Annotated in this window: 9 protein-coding genes; 8 read left to right on the forward strand and 1 reads right to left on the reverse strand. The window is 41.1% G+C overall.

Annotated features, from left to right (window positions below):
- The first annotated feature begins 326 nt into the window (after positions 1–326).
- Both KZP23_RS14000 and KZP23_RS14005 read left to right on the forward strand, forming a co-directional pair.
- Complete coding sequence (locus KZP23_RS14000) at positions 327–3,770, forward strand: beta-L-arabinofuranosidase domain-containing protein (protein ID WP_226332374.1); 3,444 nt, start codon at positions 327–329, stop codon at positions 3,768–3,770.
- A complete protein-coding gene (locus KZP23_RS14005; RefSeq protein ID WP_226332375.1) occupies positions 3,703–4,860 on the forward strand; it encodes a glycoside hydrolase family 43 protein in 1,158 nt (385 codons plus the stop codon). The genes KZP23_RS14000 and KZP23_RS14005 overlap by 68 nt, the downstream gene beginning before the upstream one ends.
- Before the next feature lie 117 nt (positions 4,861–4,977).
- Here the strand turns inward: KZP23_RS14005 and KZP23_RS14010 are convergent, their stop codons facing one another.
- Entirely contained in the window at positions 4,978–9,015 is a 4,038-nt protein-coding gene (locus KZP23_RS14010) for a hybrid sensor histidine kinase/response regulator transcription factor (RefSeq protein WP_226332376.1), read from the reverse strand.
- A gap of 1,015 nt (positions 9,016–10,030) precedes the next feature.
- Between KZP23_RS14010 and KZP23_RS14015 the strand changes: the two genes are divergently transcribed.
- The 6 genes from KZP23_RS14015 (at position 10,031) to KZP23_RS14040 (ending at position 21,658) form a co-directional block, all read left to right on the forward strand.
- Complete coding sequence (locus KZP23_RS14015; protein WP_226332377.1) at positions 10,031–13,156, forward strand: SusC/RagA family TonB-linked outer membrane protein; 3,126 nt, start codon at positions 10,031–10,033, stop codon at positions 13,154–13,156.
- Positions 13,157–13,169: 13 nt separating this feature from the next.
- Entirely contained in the window at positions 13,170–15,035 is a 1,866-nt protein-coding gene (locus KZP23_RS14020; RefSeq protein ID WP_226332378.1) for a RagB/SusD family nutrient uptake outer membrane protein, read from the forward strand.
- A 24-nt stretch (positions 15,036–15,059) separates the two neighbouring features.
- Positions 15,060–15,764, forward strand: a complete 705-nt coding sequence (locus KZP23_RS14025; RefSeq protein ID WP_226332379.1) for a DUF3823 domain-containing protein — start codon at positions 15,060–15,062, stop codon at positions 15,762–15,764.
- 160 nt (positions 15,765–15,924) lie between these two features.
- Positions 15,925–16,989 (forward strand): family 43 glycosylhydrolase, encoded by a 1,065-nt coding sequence (locus KZP23_RS14030; protein WP_226332380.1) that lies wholly within the window; start codon positions 15,925–15,927, stop codon positions 16,987–16,989.
- Between the two features lie 23 nt (positions 16,990–17,012).
- Positions 17,013–19,103, forward strand: coding sequence for a CehA/McbA family metallohydrolase domain-containing protein (locus tag KZP23_RS14035; protein ID WP_226332381.1), 2,091 nt, complete (start codon positions 17,013–17,015; stop codon positions 19,101–19,103).
- Between the two features lie 38 nt (positions 19,104–19,141).
- Complete coding sequence (locus tag KZP23_RS14040; protein ID WP_226332382.1) at positions 19,142–21,658, forward strand: glutaminase family protein; 2,517 nt, start codon at positions 19,142–19,144, stop codon at positions 21,656–21,658.
- The last annotated feature ends 3 nt before the right edge of the window (positions 21,659–21,661 follow it).

Below are 21,661 nucleotides of genomic sequence, written 5' to 3' on the forward strand. Positions count from 1 at the left end.
AATATTTGTGTTTGTTTTTTGTTGAAATGAAAATTTAGGGTTGTTAAATATTCTTGTACTTAAGTAATTTTTAATTGTTGAATAACATACAAATTGCAGCGTAAGGATGTTAATGGTATTCTTGCTTATTGAATTGTAGAATGATGATTGTTTTGTTTTCCGGATAACATTTATGAAAGGTGTTTTTTATTTACATATTAAGCAGGAAAATTATCTTTTTCTGAATGATTAGTAATACTGCTTTCGCATTTTTTCTGGTAGTTTTAACACCTATAATTAGTTTATAAAAACTTTTGTCTTCAAATCGAAGTGACAAAATTCTTTCAATGCTACTATTCAATAAACCTAAATTAAGCCTGCTAATAAGTTTACTTTTTATAATCAGTATCAAAGGCGTTTGGGCTCAGGTATACCATAAGCCATTTTCAGTAATACCAGCTGTAGAGAGAAAATGGACCAATTTCGAGCTTTCTGCTGTGCGACTTAAAGAGGGGAGTTATTTCAAGCAGATTATGGATCAGCAAACTGATTATCTGTTGAGTTTGGATCCAGAGCGTTTGATCAAAAACGTAATGAATGCGGCCAATATTCCTCATAATGATAAGCTAGATTATGGAGGCTGGCAAAGAGGTGCTGGAAATGGATTCGCCAATTATCTGGCGGCCATCTCTATAGCTTATGCAGCTACGGGAAATAAGGAATTCAAAGAAAGAGCTGATTGGATGGTAGATCAAATAGCTCAGGCACAAGAAAAGGAACAATTGGATGGATATTTTTTTATCAATGGAAACAAAGAGCATGACCCTTATTGGGACCTCATGAGAGCTAGTAATAATGTCAACCTCAGAAATGATGGGGGAGACTTTATGGGCTGGTGGGGAGGCATGGCCAAAAATGCTTTTTATCAGCTTCACCGGGTTTTTGCAGGAGTAAGGGACGCGTATGTGTATACGGATAATGAAAAAGCGAAGAGGGTGTTTCTACAGACCTGTGATTGGATCTGTCTTTGGACCAATCAGGTTTCTTCTGATTCTTCTCTACAAAAAGCTTTAGAAGTAGAACATGGAGGAATAGCTGAACTTTTGGTCGATGCCTATGCCTTTACTGGTCTGGAAAAATATAAATTGGCAGCAGATCGATGGACACATAAAGAAAATCTAGCTACACCATTAGCTGCAGGGAAAGATGTGTTGCCCGGACGTCATGCCAATGTGACCAATCCTAAGTTTTTAGGCTTGATTTGGAACTATGAAATGACTGGTGATAGCAAAAAAGAGCAGGCAGCCGTTCATGCTTGGGAAATTCTCCACAAAAGCCATACGCTTCCCAATGGGGGGCATGGTCTTGCCGAGCATTATGGTGAAGCCGGGAAATTATTGGATCATTTGGGATACAAGTCCACAGAAACCTGCAATACCTATAACCAGCTTAAGTTTACCAGACATCTTTTTAATTTATATGGAGAGGTAAAGTACTTGGATGATTATGAACGGGGACTTTATAACCATATTCTAGGTTCCATAGATCCAGGTTCTGAGGACATAGGTGGCGGAATGTGTTATTTTACAGGTTTGTTGCCAGGCATGTTCAAGGAATATATGGGAGATGATGCCTTTTATTGTTGTTGGGAAACGGGCTTGGAAAACCATGTGAAATATGGTGAAGCTATTTATTTCGCTGGGGAAGATGGCTTGTTGGTAAATCTGTTTATTCCGTCAGCGCTAAAGTGGGAAGAAAAAGGATTAGAAATGGCTCTGGATACACATTTTCCTGAGAATGATACCATTTCCTTAACCATTAACAAGCTTGGAAGTTTTAAAGCTCCGATCAATTTTAGGTATCCTACCTGGGCAAAAGAAGCTAGCCTACTGGTAAACGGAGAAGAACAGGCTGTAATGGCGCAGCCAGGAGAAATAATTCAGATTAGTCATAATTGGGTTGCTGGTGACAAGATTGATCTGGTTATTCCATTAGAGCTAAGGGTTGAGGATTCCAATGATCCCAATGTTTATTCTCTCTTTTATGGGCCGGTATTGCTGGCCGCTGATATGGGTCCAGTGCCTGCAGGTACGAATGTGTATTCAAACTTCTTTGGAGGGCCATCCAATGCTGATTATAACGGAAGCCCAGATTTTCCAACAATAAATTTGTCAGCAGATAATATCAATGAACGGATGGTGAAAAGAGAAGGGAAGTTTGTTTTTGAAGTAATAGGTGATGAGGATGCATATACTTATATCCCCGCTTATAGTGCACACCACAAGAAGTTTTCCATTTATTCAAGGTTTGATAGTGAAAGAGAGCTTAGGGAAAAAAAGAAATATATAGCAGACCGTCTGATTCCAGGAATAGAAGCAACTGAAATAGCCCACGATTATAAAGTTATCGGTCATCAGGATCCTGGTTGGTTCTCGAATAGGCCTCTTAGGCATGTAGGAAGTAATAGTTCGGTGCAATATCGGTTGAATTTGAATCCAGAGGCAGGGCTTAAGCATTATTTGAAATTGAAGTTTTATGGATGGGAGGAAGCATTCCATGGTCATTTTTCAATCTATGTGGATGGTAAGAAGATTGCGGAACAAGGCAGTTTAAAGCGTTTGTCAAAATACAATATCTGGTCAGATCTTTATTACGGTATTCCGCTTGAATTGACTGCTGGGAAGGAGTATATAGAGGTCAAAATGCAAAGTGATGAGGAACATGGATTTTCTTTGTTTGGTTTGGAATTGGTAACTGAAAACTATCTTCAAGACTTCTGTACCATTACAGAAGGGTTAGTAGGAAAACCAATGTCGGTTCCCTTTCTCAAACGGTTGGAAGCAGAGAGTGCTCAGAACAAGGAATTACGTTTTCATGCTTCTGCATCCAATGCTTCCTATTCGAATATTAAGGAATTTGTGCAGTTCAATAACCTGTTCTTTCAGGAAAGTAAGCCTATGACGATTGAATTTCGGTATGCGGCCAACCAAAAATCAAAAGTAGACATAGTGGTCAATGGGGAAACTGTCCCAGTAATTTTGCCTTCTAGTGGAGAAAATGTCACTGATTTTGCTAGCTACTTTATGGATATATCCCTTCAGGAAGGCTTTAATTTTATCCAAGTGAATGTAAAAGATCAAACGATAGGATTGGATTATATTGAATTGAAAGACCAACATAACTATGAAAATGCTCCAGTGGATGATGGCCCCTTTTTCGAAAGGTATGAGGCAGAACTTGCTGAAGTGAACAATGCTTGGATTCCGGAGGATACCTATGAAGTGGCATCCAATGGAAGTTTTGTAGGGAAAATTGACCATATTGACAGCCATGTGATGTTTGAAATAGAAGCAATGGAAGAAGGTATTTATGAGCTAATTGCAGGGTATGGAAACGGTACAGGGAATACTTCGTCTCATCAGGTTTTTGTCAATGGAAAGCAATTTGAAAATTTGGTTTATCCTTCCACTTCAGGATGGAGTGAGTTTTCAACCGCTAAAACAACTGTTGAATTGAAAAAGGGAACCAATCAGATCAAAATTGCCAAAGGTGACAGTTATGCTCAGTTGGACTATATCGATGTGACAGCAGATGAAATGGCTGATTGGGAAGTGGTGTCTGCTTTGTATAATTGTGAGGAAGGTGAGAGATTCACTATTTATCCGAATCTTGCTGGACTTTATTTGAATTTAGAAAGTGTAAAATATTATAAAACATTAGACCATGAAAAGAAAACCTATAGTAAAGGGGATTTTAATTATTTCTGTACTCTACTTAGTAGCTTGCAATAATAAACGGCAGCAAAATGCCGAAACCGACTCTAAAACACCATTGGAGTCCTTTGAAGCAGGTACTTATTCCAATCCATTGGATGTTGAGTTCGGTGATCCATACATACTAAATGACGGTGATGGGAAGTATTATATGTATGGTACTGGAGGAGGAGCAAAAGATGGTTTTGCGGCTTATTCTTCCGATAACCTCGTTGATTGGAAGTTTGAAGGGCAGGTTTATCGTGGGAACACGGAAGACTCTTGGGCCAGCAAATTCTTTTGGGCACCAGAAGTTTATAAAATTGATAGGAAGTATTATATGTTTTTCAGTGCCCAGTGGAAGGTCAATCCTACTAACGAAGAAGAAAATTTTATGATTGGGGTCGCCGTATCCGACAGTCCAACAGGACCTTTTGAAGAAATGTATGACCAGCCGGTCTTTGATCCTGGCTATCCTATCATTGATGCCAATGTCTATCAAGAAGATGGAAGGTACTATCTCTATTATTCCAGGGCTTGTTATAAACATCCTGTGGAAAGTGAAGTCGCCGACTGGGCCAAAGAAAAAGGTTGGTATGATGAGGTGGAGGAAAGCTGGGTATATGGTGTGGAGCTGAAGCCTGACTTTTCTGGCGTGATAGGTGAGCCAGTTTTATGTTTAAGACCACCTTTGACTATGGATGATGATCAAGCGGAGTGGGAGAGCAGATCAGTGACCAAACAGGAAATCAACAGGAGATGGACGGAAGGTTCTGTGATCTTTAAACATGAGGACATTTATTATATTATGTATTCGAGCAACTATTATGCTGGAGAAAATTATGCAGTAGGTTATGCCACCGGACCAAGTCCACTTGGACCATTTACCAAAGCTGCCAATAATCCTGTTTTAGAATTGAATACACATAAGGGGGGTGAAGTGACTGGAACAGGGCATAATAATATTGTTTTTCTGGACAATGGTGAGATGTATTGCGTCTATCATGGAAGAACCAAAGCTTCCGGACAGGATAGGGTAGTTTTCCTAGATAAAATGGAAATCAAAGAGGATGGAACTTTAGTGGTCCATGGCCCAACAACTACTGCTCAGTCATTGCCACTGCAGTAAAAGTAGCAGAACAGGAAAAAGAGAAAAGGGGAAAGAACAAAGATGCTTTTGGTTCTTTCCCCTTTTCTCTTTGCGCTACCTATATTATAGACAAAATATCCCTATTGGATAGGTGCTTTACATCGTTTCCGACTTTTTACTAAAGTCTTTGGGCAGCTCTCCGAATTGTTTTTGGAAGCACTTGGAGAAATAAGAAGGGGAATTAAAGCCCACCCTTTCACTTATTTCTGTAACGGTGTATTGGCCTTCTTGTAACATCTCAGCCGCTTTTTTGAGCCTTACCAGCCGGATATAGCCATTTGGTGTCATTTCTGAAACGCCTTTGATCTTACGTAAGAGACTGGATTGACTCATGCACAAAATTTCCGCCAATTCATTTACGCCAAAAGTTTCATTGCTTAGGTTTTCCAGTATGGCTTCATTGGCTTGGGAAAGGAATTCTTCATCTGCACGTGTATAGGCTATGGTGTCCACATTGACCATGGGCTGATTGGCAAAGGATTTTCTGACCTCATCCCGGTAGTGAAGCAGGTTTTTGACCTGTAAGCTAAGATGGTCAATAGAGAAAGGCTTCTCGATATAGACATCTGCTCCATGTTCCATCCCCTCGATTTTAGACTGCAAGTTATTTTTCGCAGTTAACATGATAAATGGTATATGGCTAAAGTTGATGTCAGATTTTACTTTTGCACACAGCTCAAGACCGTCCATTATAGGCATCATTACATCGCTGATGACCAAGTCGATGGGTTTATTGGCTAATATTTTTAGCGCTTCCTGACCATTGTCAGCCCTGTGCACATGGTATTGGGCTTTTAGTTGGTCATAAATGAATTTTTGCAATTCTTTATTGTCTTCCACGATAAGCAATGAGGCTTTATGGGAACTGGCTTCTTCTTTTATTTCCGACTTCGCCCTTTCTTTTTGTTGCTCAGGAACTGGTTCGTTAAGGTGGATGGTGTTTTCCTGTTTGATGGGGAGTTCCAGCACAAAGGTGTTTAAATGGTTGGGCTGGGCATCCACATAAAGTTTTCCGCTATGCATTTCTGCCAGAGATCTGGCCAGGGGAAGCCCAAGGCCCGTTCCTGCAGTGGTCTTTTTGTTTTCATGCCCATCCAGTTGGAAAAATGGTTCGAATATTTTTTCCTGCTTATCTTCCTCAATAAGTTGTCCATCATTGCTCACACGGATTTGGAATTGTCCCTTGATCGGGGATATGATCGTATCCACCTGAACGATGCTATCAGCATGTTTTATGGCATTAGAAAGGAGGTTGCTAAGGATTTTGGTAAAGGCTTCCTTGTCAATATCCGCAAAAAAGACTTCTTCTTGCTTTACCAAATGGAAATTGATACACTGTTGTTCTGCACTGGTTTTGAAGCGAACAAATATGTCCTCGATAAGCTGGCCTATTTCATTTCTGGTAAAATTCAGCAGGAAACCTTTTTGCTCTGTTTTTCGGAAATCCAGTAATTCATTACTGAGGTCTATCAGCCTATTGGTATTTTTATTCATGATCCAAAGACTCTCCTTAATATCAGCTGGGTAAACTTCCTCTTTTTTGAGAATGCTTTCCAAAGGCCCCTTGATCAAAGTCAGTGGTGTCCGGATCTCATGGGTGATATTGGTGAAAAATTCGATCTTTGACTGGTAAACTTCTTTTTGCTTTTCATCTTCCAGTTTTTTAAATGCTTCGCGCTGCCTTTTAATTATCCTGTTTCTGGAGGCCCTTACGATAAGGAAAATGATAATAGCCGCTAACAGTGCATAAGTTAAATAAGCCCAACCGGTCTTCCAAAACGGAGGTAAAATGGTAATGTGAAGCTGTCCTTCGCGATGGCTCCATTCCCCAAAAATATTAGCAGATTTGACCTTAAGGGTATAATTCCCGGGAGGTAGATAAGAGTAGTTGATACGTTGGTTCTGATTAAGTACAGTCCATTCCTGGTCAAATCCCTCCATTTTATAGGCATAGGGCTTGGCGTCAGAAGCGGTATAACTCAGGGCTGCAAAGTCAAAGCTTAAGGAGGATTGACCATGCGCAAGGGTAATGGCTGAGGTCTTGGTAATGGACTTTTCCAAAACTGATTCTTTTCCTCCAATGCTTACTGGATTATTGAAAATTTGTATGCCCGTGAAAACCACTGGAGGATCATATTCATATGGTTTGAAATCCCTTGGATCAAAAGATATGAACCCATTTAAGCAACCAAAGTAGAGAGTGCCGTCATCAGCCCTATATCCACTTTTATAGTTGAAAGGGTAGGGCATTAGCCCATTGTCTTTGGTAAAGAGCCTATAATCATTTGTCTGTGGGTTAAATTCCATCAGTCCTTTATTGCAGCTCAGCCATAAATGGCCTGATATATCTTCAAGGATTTTATAAACCGTATTACAGGCAAATCCGGTTTCACTGTTATAGACGGAAAAATCATCAGATTTTTCGTTGTACATGCAAAAGCCGCCTCCCTCGGTAGCAATCCACAACCTGTTTTGGCTGTCTTCAAATAGGTTTATTATAGATGGGTGGGGTAAGCTATTGGGGTTTTCAGGATTGGGTAAAAAAGTCTTGGTTTCTCCTGTTTCCGGGTTATACCTGATGAGTCCATCCGCATAGGTGCCCACCCAGATATTTCCATATTTATCTTCTAGGAGATCATAGATGAATTTATGTCCTATTTCTTTGGTGAAGTGAACGCTGTTCTTGTTTTCATCCAGTTGGAAAAGACCTGTCACGGTTCCCAACCATACCTGGTCATTAGTATCTACCAGTAGACTGTGGATTTCATTTTCCTCAGAGGGGTTTTGGTCAGCCTCAAACCTGATGATTTCTACTTGGTTGGTATTTAGGTTGATCTTGTTGAGGCCCACGGCAAAGGTAACAGTCCCCACCCAAAGTTCATCGCCTCTTCTGGCCATACCGTGGATATTATGGTAGGATAGGCTGTTGGGGGCATTTCCTGGAAGGAAGTGGGTGAAGGTGTTGGTTTCTGGGTCATATTTATTGAGGCCGGCGTCCTCTGTGCCGATCCAAATAGTGCTATCATTGCCTTCAATAAACTGTCTCACGCGTTGGCCGCTGATGGTATTTGAATTGGGAATAGGATAGTGCTTTTCAAATTTGGTGGGGTGGTTGGGAAGAAAGTTGACCCCTCCAAAATAGGAGCCTACCCACATTCCTCCTTCCTTATCCCTTTCTATACAATAAACGGCATTATCAGAAATAGAATAAGGGTCATTGAGGTTTTGTCTGAAATTTTTGTATTTCTTTTTTTCTAAATCAAAAATAAATAAACCAGATTCTGAGGCAATCCAAAGTTCATTATTGGAAATTTTATAAAGATCCCTGATTAATAGGTTTTTGCCATTGGTAGCCTTGGTGAGCAAAGGTTCTGCGATTCCACTGCTTTTGTCCATCACCCAAACACCTGCATTTTTTGTTCCCAAAATTAGGCTGGATCCATAGTCTTCGATATGAAGCACCGAAGCTTGTATTACCTCTTCATTATGGAGGGTTTTGATGAATTGGTCCCTCTTGGGCAGGTATTTATAAACGCCCAATCTGGAGCTGCTTATCCATATGTCCCCCTTCTCATCGACATCTACATTGGTGAAATTATTGTCCTCTGGATGGTGTTGGCTGATGTCTCGGTATTGGATCAGCGTGTCTTTTTCTACGGAATATTTGAAAAAACCCTTATTGTTTACGGCAAAAAGCATTTCACCCTCTATGGATTCTTTGATTTCACCTACATTTCCAGATATATATTGCCCATGGTTGGATACCTTATTGAAATAAGTGAATTGTTCGGTGTTGGGATCATAAGTATAAACACCATTTCCAGTACCAACCCAAAGGATGCCCCTGCTGTCCTCAAACAAGCCATAAATGAAATTATTAGCTAGTCCATGGCTTTGTTTTGATTCTGAATTGAACACCTTGAAATTGTGTCCATCGTATCGGTTGAGACCGTTTTTGGTGCCAAACCACATAAAGCCTTGCTGGTCCTGTAAAATAGAAAAAACGGTACTTCCAGATAGGCCATCCTCCATATTGATATGCTCAAAATACCTTTCATGGGTTTGTGCATGAACATAAAAGATGTTCAAAATACTGAGTATAAATAATAGAAGGGATTTGTAATGGGAATGCATTAATTTTCCTTGGGTTTATTTGTATATGCTAAAATACAAAAAAGGCATCATCAGGATATTTTTACTCGTATTAATTGCGATTTTTAACCATAGTTTGAAGGATAATTTTTGTATGCTGACGGAAAAGTTGTATTTAAATGGCCCTTTTCTGTGCCGCATGTGCCCCCTCCCATACGGACACTCATTCCTGGCTAACGACACTTCCCTTTGTTTATATAGTCAACTTTTAGGTGGCGTGAATTGTGGATATTTATGATAATCTAATACCTAGTTATTTTATACAGAACGCCATTTCTTACTCCCCAAACTTTTCCCTTTGATCCCGAATGGAGAGATCATGTGCTTGGAGGCTGCGGAGATCGTTCGCTACAGATCCAGTAATTTAACTTGGACAATGGAAGGATTACCAGATTTTAGGGGACCTGTAAGGAATGATCATGCTATAGCAGTGCCTTCAAAAAGTCAGGAATGATTTTTTTGCTAATTGAAAAAGGTCTATTTAACGATTATATAGTCAGGAAAAAATTCAATGGACTGCTTTGGCTGAAGTATTAGATGGCATAGGAAAGGCCTTCAATGCCCTTTTAAATGGCTTAGCAGGAATTTTTACATTTAATGAAGGATTTGTGATAAGCCTTTGCAGGAGTACTTCATAGATTAGCAGTATCAAAGGACCGGCTAAATAGATTAAGCCTTTGTTCTTTGATGAATTAGTCAAAATTAACGCTTGCTGTATTTATCCATAGGATAGGCTGAATTGACCCAAAATAAATGAAGAACAGAACTTACCCCTTACTCGGGCCTGCTCATTTTCCTTGAGCCAAGTTAAACCTAACTGAAGGGCCAATCATAGCACATCTCAGAATAAAATATTCTCCAAAGAAATCATCTACGAAGGAGAAATAGTCGAATGCAGGTTTTTTGGTGCTTTAGCCTAAAAACCATGGTAACAGGAGCCTTTGCGCTTGCTGTTTTATGTTGGAGTAAAAACCTTAACCCAAAACCTAATTATTAAATGAAAGAAAAATTACTAAGAAATGGCAGTTTGATTTTTATCCTGCTATGTGGTTTGGTATTTTCTGCTTATGCCCAGTCCGGGAAAACAGTAGAAGGTACCGTAATTGAAAAAGAGACTGGGGAGCCTATCCCTGGTGTAAGTATCCTGGAAAGGGGTACATCAAATGGAACCGTCACAGGTGTTGATGGTGAGTTTAAATTAGAATTGCGTACTGACAACCCATCGATCAGGATTTCTTTCATTGGTTTCAAGACCATAGAAACTGAAGTGGGTAACCAAAGCAATTTTGAATTTGAATTGGAAAGTGAACTTGGCGATTTGGAAGAAGTGGTAGTCGTTGGTTACGGTGAACAAAAGAAGGAATCCATTACAGGGGCAGTTTCCAATGTGACCAGTAGGGACATCGAACAGGTACCGACAGCAACTGTATCTGGTGCCTTGGCCGGTAAACTTCCTGGTTTGTCCTTTAGAATGCCTGATGGTCGTCCAGGAGCCGGAGCCAATATCCAGATCAGGAATCTTGGAAATCCGCTTTTCGTAATTGACGGCATCCAAAAGGACCAAGGGCAGTTCAATAACTTGGCCCCTGGTGATATCGAAAGTATCACGATACTTAAAGATGCTTCTGCGGCGGTATACGGTTCCAGGGCTGCCAATGGTGTTGTGGTGGTGACCACTAAGAGAGGTGAGAGAGGAGAAAAGCCATCTATCAATATCAATGGCTACTATGGTATCCAAAACTGGTCAAGGTTCCCTGAGGGAGTGAATGGCTATGAATGGATGCAGGGACGTGCTGAGGCTGATATGAACCAGTTCGGAAGTACCAATATTTCCCAAGATGAATTGGACAAGTGGAAAGCTGGGACAGAATATGGTTACCGTTCATTTGATTGGAGGGACTTTATTATAAAAGGAAATGCCCCACAAAGTAATTTTAGTGCCAGTGTTTCCGGAGGTTCTGAAAGGACCAACTATTACCTGTCACTTACTAGATTTGATCAGAAGTCGGTTTTCAGTGATGAGTTTGAGTTTAATAGAACAAATATCCAGGCCAATATCAATACTGATGTAACTGATCGATTGACCATTGGTATGCAGATCAATGGCCGTTTGGAAAATAGGGAAAACCCAGGTGTACCGGGTGTCGATGATTACTGGCAGCCGCGTTTTGCACTATTCAGAAACCGACCTACTGAGCGTCCATATGCCAATGACAATCCTGATTACCCAGCCAATATCAATAATATTGAAACCAACTGGGCATTGTTAAACTATGACCGAACTGGTTTTTATTCTGATTATTGGAAGAATATTCAAACCAACTTCTCAGCAGAGTATGATATCCCTGTAGAGGGTTTGAAGGCCAAAGGGCTTTATTCTTATTATTTTGCAGATAACTACCGTAATACATTTGAATATACTTATGATGTGTATGATTATCTTCCTGAAACGGATGAGTATATCAGAACCGGTGGCAATGATAACCCTTATAGGGACAGAAACCAACGTAAGATAGAAGAGACTGTAGGGCAATTCCAATTGAACTATGACCGTGTGTTTGCTGACGATCATAAATTGTCTGTGTTGGCCTTGTATGAAAGAATCCAAAGAAGGGATTATAGAAACTTTATCCATTCAGTACCGACTAATAATTATTTGTCATTGGTACAGTTTGCAGATATGGACCAATATGATGACTCTGATTATGAGGAAGCAAGAATTGGTTATGTAGGACGTATCAATTATGAGTACCAAGGAAAATACCTTTTAGAAGTTGCAGCCAGGTATGATGCTTCTTGGAAATTCTCTCCAGAAAACCGTTGGGGATTCTTCCCATCTGTATCGGGTGGTTGGAGAATTAGCCAAGAGCCATTTATGGACAATATTGCTTCCAGCACCAATTTGGATGAGTTGAAGTTGAGAGTTTCTTATGGTGAACTGGGGGATGATAATATTGGGATAGGACCATTTGATTATATTCCGGGATACTCCTATGGTGTTTCCACTGTTATTATCGATGGAGAAAATGTTCAGGGATCAGCCAATAGAGGTAAGCCGATAGATAACCTTTCGTGGTATACCAGTAAGATGTTTGATGTAGGTATTGACTTTTCTTTTGGTGCAGGTAAAATCACTGGTACAGCGGATTATTTCCGTAGAAAAAGAGATGGCCTAAGGGATATAAGGGATGATGTATTCTTGCCACTTGAACTGGGCTATGGGTTGACAGACGAAAACTTAAGTAGTGATGCCAATGTGGCTTTTGACCTTGGTCTAAACTATAACGGTAAGGCAGGTGACTTAACTTATAGAATCGGAGGTACATTTGGCTATGCCAGAAGTAAATTCCTTTCTTCTTATAACCCAGTATTCAGTAGTTCTTGGAATCATTATAGAAATTCAAGAGAAGACCGTTGGAATGGTATCTTCTGGGGCTATGAAATCGTTGGCCAATTCCAGTCTCAAGAGGAAATCAACAATTATCCAATAAACATCGATGGCCAAGGTAATGGTACTTTATTGCCAGGTGATTTGATCTATAAGGATGTGAATGGCGATGGCAAGATTGACGGATATGACGAGCGTCCTATTGGATATAGTCTGGATGGTCCTCCTAGTGTCAATTATGGTTTGAACATGTATTTCAACTATAAGAACTTCGATTTGACCATGGACTTCTCAGGTGGTTCTATGGCATCCTATCTGCAGAACTGGGAAATGAGATGGCCTTACCAAAATGGAGGGAACCTATTGGCCTATATGTATGATGACAGGTGGCGTAGAGAAGATCCTTATGATCTTAACAGCGAGTGGATTCCAGGTTCTAGCCCTGCTTTAAGATTCAATGCAGGTGGCCATAGTAACTATAACAGGAATTCTACCTGGTGGCTGACCAATATCAAATACATAAGAATGAGAACAGCTTCTATCGGCTATACACTTCCTCCAAAGGTATTGAGCAAGCTGAAAATTGAAAGAGCAAGGGTTTATTTTACCACCTATAATTTGTTCTCTATAGATAATGTGCATCAGTTTGGTATAGATCCAGAAGTTAGAGATCCAAATGGTTTGCAGTATCCGCAAAATGTGAACATGAACTTAGGGTTTAACTTGACCTTCTAAAATGAAACTGGACATGAAAAAATACATATATAGCATTTTCGCATGCTTGATTTTATTCACGGCATGTAATGATGAAGAATTCCTTAACCGAGATCCTCAAAATATACTTTTGGAAGATCAGGTCTGGGAGAATGAGGATTTGGTACTGTCTGTTTTGGCAGATTTATATAATAGGCTTCCTGATTACCAGACCATAGAGAGATGGTGGGAGTTTGCCAATTTTGATGAGACTTTTGCTTCCAATGCCGGTGATTACTGGAGACACCAAAATGTAGATTATGGTTATGGTAACTGGGGCATGTGGGATTATGGTTATATCCGTGATATCAACTTGTTTATTGAGAAGGCAGAAAGAGCTGATCAGTTGGATTCAGAAGTTAAGGCACGTTTTATAGCGGAAGCTAAATTTATCCGTGCCATGGTGTACTTTGAGCATGTGAAAAGAATGGGTGGAGTGCCTTTGATCTTGGAATCATTGGAATATGATTTCAGTGGCGACCCTACTTACTTGCAATATGCAAGGGCCAAAGAGCATGAGGTATATGATTATATCATCCAGGAAATGGAGGATATCAAGGGAGACCTGCCTGATGGTGGAACCAGATCAAGAGCTACTGTAGGAGCAGCGCTTGCCCTTGAGTCTAGAGCGGCCTTATATGCAGGTTCCATTGCCAATTATGGCCAGTTGACCCCTAATGTTTCATTGCCAGGTGGTGAAGTGGGAATTCCTGCTAGTATGGCAGATCAGTATTATACCATTTCACTGAATGCATCTGAAGAGTTGATGGGATTGGGAACTTATGAATTGTATCAAAATGATCCAGATCCATCAGAAAACTATGCCAATATTTTCTTGAACAAATCAGCCAATAATGAGGTGATTTTTGCCAAAGATTTCTTGGTTCAGGGTAGAACACATGGTTTTACAATAGATAATATCCCAAGATCATTGAGAGAAGAAAATACTTCAGGTGGAAAGATGAATCCATCTTTGAATTTGGTGCAGTCTTTCGAACTATTGGACAATACATTTGCTCCACTACCTACCACGGACGAGAATGGAGATCCTATTTACTATGAAAACCAATTGGATATTTTCGAAGGAAGAGACCCAAGATTGGCCGGAACAGTGATCCTTCCTGGTGCTAGCTTCAGAGGAAGCCAAGTAGATATCTGGGGTGGCTGGAAAACAACAGACGGTACTTTGATCACTTCAGATCAATTGGGAGGTAGAGGTACCTTGCCAAATGGAGAAAATGCACAGTTGGTAGGTTTTGATGGCCCTATTCCTAACTTGGAATGGTCTGCACAGGGTGGTTTTTACCTTAGAAAATATGTGGATACTTCTGTAGGATCAGGACAGCGTGGTACTGGTAGTGCTGTATGGTGGATCCGTTTCAGATACGCTGAAATCTTATTGAATGCCGCTGAAGCAGCTTTTGAACTGGGAGATAATGCCAAGGCCGCTGCCTATATGAATGAAGTGAGACGAAGAGCAGGCTTCCCTACAGATTTGGCGCCATCAGAAATCGATTTTGATAGAATCGTTCATGAGAGAAAAGTGGAATTGTCTTTTGAAAATCATATCCTTTGGGATTATAAAAGATGGAGATTGGCGCATAGGGTTTGGAATGGTGAGTCGGTTGATTTGACCAATAACCCAGGTGATGCGGAGGCAGTAAGTACTCGTGTATTCGGTTTGAGACCTTATAAGGTGTATGATCCAGGAAGTCCCAATCATGAAAAGTGGGTGTTTGAAGAGTTTATACCGACTCCTGTATTCAACCCTCACAGGTTCCGTTTAGGGAATTACTACTCATTTATTGGGGATAATGTTAGGAATGCCAATCCAAAGATTGTTAGAAACCCTAACCAGTAAAAGGACCTTTAAATTATAGAATTCATGAAAAATAGTATCAAATATATAGCTGGGCTCTTTTGTATGACCTTGGGTCTGACATCATGCGAATATGATAACTATGATGAACCAAAGTTGCTTTTTGAAGGTAACTTGGTTTATCAAGGGGAGCCAATAGGCGTTAGCTACAATGACGTTTATTTTGAATTATGGGAAGAAGGTTGGCAAACTTTCGGAAATATAGGCGTATCGGTGGACCAGGACGGTTCTTTTTCGTCTTTGCTTTTCTCTGGTGATTATAAATTGATCATCCCTGCTAGTCAGGGGCCGTTTATGAGTATGACCAATACGGAAACCAATTCCGACACGATTCCTTTGAACTTAAGAGGAAGCCTAGATATGGATATAGAGGTAATGCCTTATTATATGTTGAGAAATGTTAGTATTTCTGGCAATAGCAATACGGTCAATGCTGACTTTTCTTTGGAGCAGATCATTACAGATGAAAACGCCAAAGGAATCAATGAGGTAGTGCTTTACTTAAGCAAGACCACCTTTGTGGATAGTCGTACCAGTATCAGTTCTTCCAGAATTGGAGGAGCTGATATAGCGGATCTAAACAATATCCAACTGAGCACTTCAGTGCCTGATATGACACCAACGCAAGACTATGTGTTTGCAAGAGTAGGGGTGCGCATTGATGGTGTGGAGGATATGTTGTTCTCTTCCGTTCAGAGAATAGATTTCTGATAGTATAGCATCAATCTGATGAAACACGTCATTGCGATCTGACTTGGTAGAGAAGCAATCCCGTCAAATAATGATGAGATTGCTTCCTCTCCTTGGTCGTCGCAATGGCGTTTACAAAACTGAATTTATTTTTAGTAATTGACCCTAAATAAGTAACCTAATGAAATTACCACTACAATCTATTTTTATTCTTTTTCTGATCATCAGTTTGGCCGCTTGTAGCAGCAATGCACAAGAAGCCATTCCTAATACTGATGACAGTGAAACGGATCAAGCTGAAGGTCAATATACCAATCCGGTTTGGGAACCTGTATTGGCTGATCCAACCTTAGTAAAAGCGGGAGATTATTTTTATGCCTATGGCACAGAAGATAACTGGGGAAATGAAGGTGGTTACCACCTGGTGCCAGTGATCAAATCAAAAGACTTAATCCAGTGGGAATTGGTAGGGGATGCCCTTAAAACCAAACCCACTTGGAAATCCGAGGGCGGCATCTGGGCACCAGATGTCAGCAAAGTCGGAGACCAATTTTATATGTATTATTCCTATTCTACTTGGGGAGATGCCAATCCCGGAATAGGCCTGGCGATCGCTGATTCACCTGAAGGCCCTTTTGAGGATTATGGGAAAATTTTTGACTCAAACAGCATAGGGGTAAACAATAGTATAGATCCTTTTTATTATGAAGAAGCCGGGCAAAAGTACCTTTTTTGGGGAAGCTTTAGAGGCCTTTATATGATAAAATTAGCTGAAGATGGTAAGTCCACAGTGGGAGATAAGGTACAGGTAGCTGGGGATCATTTGGAAGCGTCTTATGTCTTTAAGAAGGATAACTTTTACTATTTGTTCGGTTCATATGGATCATGCTGTGAAGGTGCCAACAGCTCTTATCAAGTGTGGGTAGGTAGATCAGATAAGCTGGAAGGCCCTTACTTGGACAAATCAGGAAATAAATTGTTGGATGGTCATAATGGTGAACTGGTCGTAAAAGGTAATTTGGGAAGTACGGGCTTTGCCGGCCCTGGACATAATGCCGAGATCGTGACTGATGCAGCTGGAGATGACTGGTTGGTGTATCATGGTATGCTCAAGAGCAAGCCTAGAACCAATAATGGCACTAATAGGAGAACACTCCTCATTGATAAAATTATCTGGAATAATGGATGGCCAAGTCTATTTAGACAGGAGCCAAGTACCAAGGCAAATGACGGTCCCCAATTTTAGTTTAAATTTAAATAAAACAGTAAATGAACTTTCTGATTAGAGTTTCGATATTTTTCTTTTTGCTTTTCCAAGGTTTTTTTGTTCTGGGGCAGGTGGATGTGGACTTATCCGCATTTAACACCAAAACCGGGGCTAAGGTAATACAAAATCAACAGCATTTGGAGATTTCCTGGCCCCTGGAGGAAGGGAACAGGGCCGCCATTTCCCTTAACCTGAATGAAGGATCCAAACTTCTTGACAAACTTCAAATAAGCAAGCAGGGGGAATCCTATATGATAGCTGAAAAGCTAAACCCCAGTTTTTTATTGACTGTAGGGCAACGGGATCTGAGCAAAGGTAGCGGGTGGAATATCTTTTTTGATAGAACGGCATACAAGGCCCATGATACCTATAAGGTTTCATTACAGACAGAGAAGATCAGGGTAATAAGCCATGGACAGCGCACCATTGTTCAAGTGGATAAAATGCAGGCCGGTAATTTTTCTGGTTGGTTGGAGATCAGCATGTACCATGGAAGTCCGCTGATGAACCTGGCAGCTGTACTCAGCACGCCTGAAGATGCCAAAGCGATTATTTATGATGCTGGATTGGTGAAAAGTGATGCGGCTTGGAATGAGGTTTTTTGGGCAGACACAGAGGGATACCTCCATTCCCAGCAACCAGCAAGTGTGGATATGCCCGCTCAAAACCTGGCCGTAAAATACCGTACGATCATTGGGGAAGGGCAGGAAGGTAGCTTAGCGGTTTTTCCAGCACCTCATCAGTATTTTTATCCTTTGGACAATGCCTATAACCTGAAATACGTTTGGTATGGCAGTAATTACAGGGATATTGAACCCGGTTTTGGCTTAGGAATCCGTCATGATTTGATGGGTGACAGGAGGCATGTTCCTTGGTTCAATGCCCCTCCAAATACAGAACAAAGACTGAACTTTTTTGTCTATCTCAGCAATACCAAGGATGGACAGATATTGGAAGAGGTAAAAGCTTTTACCCATGGTGACCAATACAAGCCAATTGCTGGTTATAGGACCATGGCCAGTCACTTTCATACCGAACATATGGATGATGTGCTTACGCATAAGCCCATTCCTGATATACCAGGACATGTGAAGGCTTTGCGCAGTATGGGGGTCAATATCATGCATTTGGGAGAATATCACTTGGCAGGTAACCCTAGGGATTTAGGACCAAAGCGTTTACCTGAATTACAATTGATGTTTGAGGAATGTGCCAGGCTTTCGGAAGCTGATTTTCTGATGCTTCCCGGGGAAGAACCCAATGTGCATTATGGAGGTCACTGGATGAATATTTTTCCTAAACCGGTCTACTGGATCATGTCCAGAGAGGAAGGAAAGCCATTTGTAGAAGACCATCCTGATTATGGAAAGGTTTACAGAGTGGGCAATAAAGAAGAAATGCTTCAACTACTGGAGGTAGAAAAAGGTCTGGCCTGGACGGCCCATGCAAGGACCAAAGGCTCCACAGGTTTTCCAGATGCGTATAAAGAAGAGGCCTTTTTCCATTCTGACAGGTTCAATGGAGCCGCTTGGAAGGCCATTCCTGCCGACCTTTCCATTCCCAATATGGGCAGAAGGGTCTTGGGTTTAATGGATGATGTGGCCAATTGGGGCGAAAGGAAATATGTGATAGGAGAGGCGGACCTTTTTAAGCTTGAGCCGGATTATGAAATCTATGGCCATATGAACATTAATTACCTTCAACTGGACAAAGTGCCCAAGTTTGAAGAAGGATGGCAACCTGTTTTGGATGCCATGGAGCATGGGAAATTCTTTGTGAGTACCGGTGAGGTCTTGATGCCTGAATTTTCCGTGAATGGCAAAGGAAGTGGTGAAAGCATTCAGTTGAAATCAAATGACAAAGCAACTGTTAAAGTAAAAGCCGAATGGACTTTCCCACTGAACTATGCTGAGATTGTTTCCGGAGATGGGGAGCAGGTATATCGCCAAAGAATTGACTTAAGTGATACCAAAGCTTTTGGGCAGGAGGTCTTTGAGTTTACGGCAGCGCTAAAAGGAAGAAAATGGCTGAGGTTGGAAATTTGGGATATTGCAGCCAATGGGGCCTTTACTCAGCCTGTTTGGATAGAATAAGAGTATTTGAATAAAAATAAGAAACTATGATTGTTAAGATGAAAAATTGGGCACAAATCCTGGTAGGAGTATGTCTTAGCTCTTTAATCGGGTGTCAATCTCTTGATGGGAAACAGATAGAGGAAACCTCCGTCAGTCCGATGAATGCCATCCGGCCACCGGCATATCCCTTGATTACAGTTGATCCCTATTTTAGCGTATGGAGCATGGGGGATGAACTTCATGGAGATGCCACCAGACACTGGACAGGAACAGAAAATGATCTTCAAGGAATCATCAGAGTGGATGGTAAGGCCTATTATTTTTTGGGTGAGCCCGTAACAGAAACCAGGGCGGTTTTACCATTGACTGGAATGAAGGAAACTTGGTCTTACAGCCTCGAAAAGCCAACAGGGCAATGGAAAGAAATCGCTTATCAAGAAAGTAAACAATGGAAATCAACCCGTGGTGCATTTACTAACGGAGATGATAGTCCGGCACCTAATAAGTGGAATACCAAAAATATTTGGGTAAGGAGAAGTTTTGATTTGGAGCGTGTGGATTTTCATGACATCCTATTGAATATCCATCACGATGATAATATAAAGGTGTATTTGAATGGTGTTTTGGCTTATGAAAAAGAGGGTTGGGTATCCAGTCCCTCTACATTTGCTATCAATGAGAAAGCCAAAAAGGCCCTAAAAGAGGGTGAAAATATCATGGCCATCCATTGTGAGAATACTACAGGAGGAGCATTCTTAGATGCTGGTTTGGTTGAAGTCCTTCCTCCAGCTGTAGAAATCGCCACTGCTAAGCAGACCCACGCAGAGGTGAGGGCCACCCAAACCCATTATACATTTGACTGTGGAGAAGTGGCGCTTGAAGTAAACTTCACTGCACCAATGCTTCCTGATAATCTGGAAGTAATGACCAGACCGGCCAACTATGTCAGCTTTGAGGTACAATCAAAAGACGGGGCAGAACATGATGTGCAGGTTTATTTCAGTGCCGCTGGAAACATGGCTGTAAATACCCTGGACCAAGAAGTTGCTTGGGAAAGACCGGAAGTTGCTGGACTGCAAGTGATGAAGTTGGGAACAAGCACCCAGCCTGTATTGAAGAAGAAAGGGGATAATATCAGGATCGACTGGGGATACCTGTATCTGGCTGCCAATGATCAGGAGAATACTACTTCCAAAATTGGTGTGAATACAGCATCCATTACTGAGTTTGTCAAAAATGGAGAGTTGAGTGGCGAAGATGCCACTGACAATCCGCTGGCATTGAACCATAAAATGATAACGCAAGCAGTTGCTTTTGATTATGGAAAAGTAGGAAGCACGGCAAAGGAGAATTTTGTGACCTTGGCTTATGATGACCTATATGCAGTTCAGTTTTTTAAGGAAAACCTGAAGGCTTGGTGGAAGAAATACGGCATGAGCACTGAAGAAATGCTTCAGGCTGCCCAGACTGATTATAGTAAATTGATAAAAGCCAGCGAAGATTTTGATCAAGAATTGTATCAGGATGCTTTGCAGGCTGGTGGAGCAGATTATGCAGCTATTTGTGCCTTGGTTTACCGTCAGGCTGTTTCTGCCCATAAGACAGTAGAAGGACCCAATGGAGAGCTTTTCTTCTTTTCAAAAGAAAACTTCAGCAATGGATCCATTGGTACAGTAGATGTTACTTATCCATCAGCGCCATTGTTTTTGATCTATAACCCGGACCTTCTGAAGGGCATGTTGGAGCCTATTTACTATTACAGTGAAAGTGGAAAATGGGCCAAGCCTTTCCCCGCACATGATGTAGGAACCTATCCTTTGGCCAATGGACAGACTTATGGAGAAGATATGCCTGTGGAAGAAGCGGGTAATATGTTACTCTTGACAGGGGCAATAGCCAAAGTGGAAGGGAATGCTGATTATGCTTCCAAGCACTGGGATATGATGACCACTTGGGTGGAATATCTGGCCAATGAGGGATTTGATCCAGCGAACCAACTTTGTACGGATGATTTTGCCGGACACTTGGCGCATAATGCGAATCTATCTGTAAAAGCCATCTTGGCCATTGCTGCTTATGGGCAGATGGCAGAGAGCTTGGGTAAGCCAGAAGTCGCTGAAAAGTATACAGCTATGGCCAAGGATTTTGCGCAGAAATGGATGGAGAAAGCTGAAGACGGAGATCATTATAGCTTGACCTTTGACAAGAAAGATACTTGGAGTCAAAAATACAATTTGGTTTGGAACAAGCTGTTGGACTTAAATATCTTCCCAGAAGATGTGGCACAAAAGGAAATCGCTTATTATTTGACCAAACAAGAAGACTATGGTTTGCCATTGGACAGTAGGAAGACTTATACCAAATCTGATTGGGTAATGTGGACCGCCACCATGGCTGATGATGAGGCCGATAAAAAAGCCCTTATCGAACCTATGTTTACCTATATCAATGAGACGCCTAATAGGATTCCTGTAAGTGATTGGCATGAAACTACCAATGCAAAATCAGTGGGCTTTAGGGCCAGATCGGTAGTTGGTGGATACTTTATGCCTGTCCTAAAGGAAAAGTTATAACGA

This window comes from Echinicola marina (genome assembly GCF_020463795.1).
GTDB lineage: Bacteria > Bacteroidota > Bacteroidia > Cytophagales > Cyclobacteriaceae > Echinicola > Echinicola marina.

Excerpts from the sequence above, each read along its gene's own strand:
- KZP23_RS14000 (WP_226332374.1), top strand. The coding sequence starts at position 327 with ATGCTACTATTCAATAAACCTAAATTAAGCCTGCTAATAAGTTTACTT.
- KZP23_RS14005 (WP_226332375.1), top strand. The coding sequence starts at position 3,703 with ATGAAAAGAAAACCTATAGTAAAGGGGATTTTAATTATTTCTGTACTC.
- KZP23_RS14010 (WP_226332376.1), bottom strand. The coding sequence starts at position 9,015 with ATGCATTCCCATTACAAATCCCTTCTATTATTTATACTCAGTATTTTG.
- KZP23_RS14015 (WP_226332377.1), top strand. The coding sequence starts at position 10,031 with ATGAAAGAAAAATTACTAAGAAATGGCAGTTTGATTTTTATCCTGCTA.
- KZP23_RS14020 (WP_226332378.1), top strand. The coding sequence starts at position 13,170 with ATGAAAAAATACATATATAGCATTTTCGCATGCTTGATTTTATTCACG.
- KZP23_RS14025 (WP_226332379.1), top strand. The coding sequence starts at position 15,060 with ATGAAAAATAGTATCAAATATATAGCTGGGCTCTTTTGTATGACCTTG.
- KZP23_RS14030 (WP_226332380.1), top strand. The coding sequence starts at position 15,925 with ATGAAATTACCACTACAATCTATTTTTATTCTTTTTCTGATCATCAGT.
- KZP23_RS14035 (WP_226332381.1), top strand. The coding sequence starts at position 17,013 with ATGAACTTTCTGATTAGAGTTTCGATATTTTTCTTTTTGCTTTTCCAA.
- KZP23_RS14040 (WP_226332382.1), top strand. The coding sequence starts at position 19,142 with ATGAAAAATTGGGCACAAATCCTGGTAGGAGTATGTCTTAGCTCTTTA.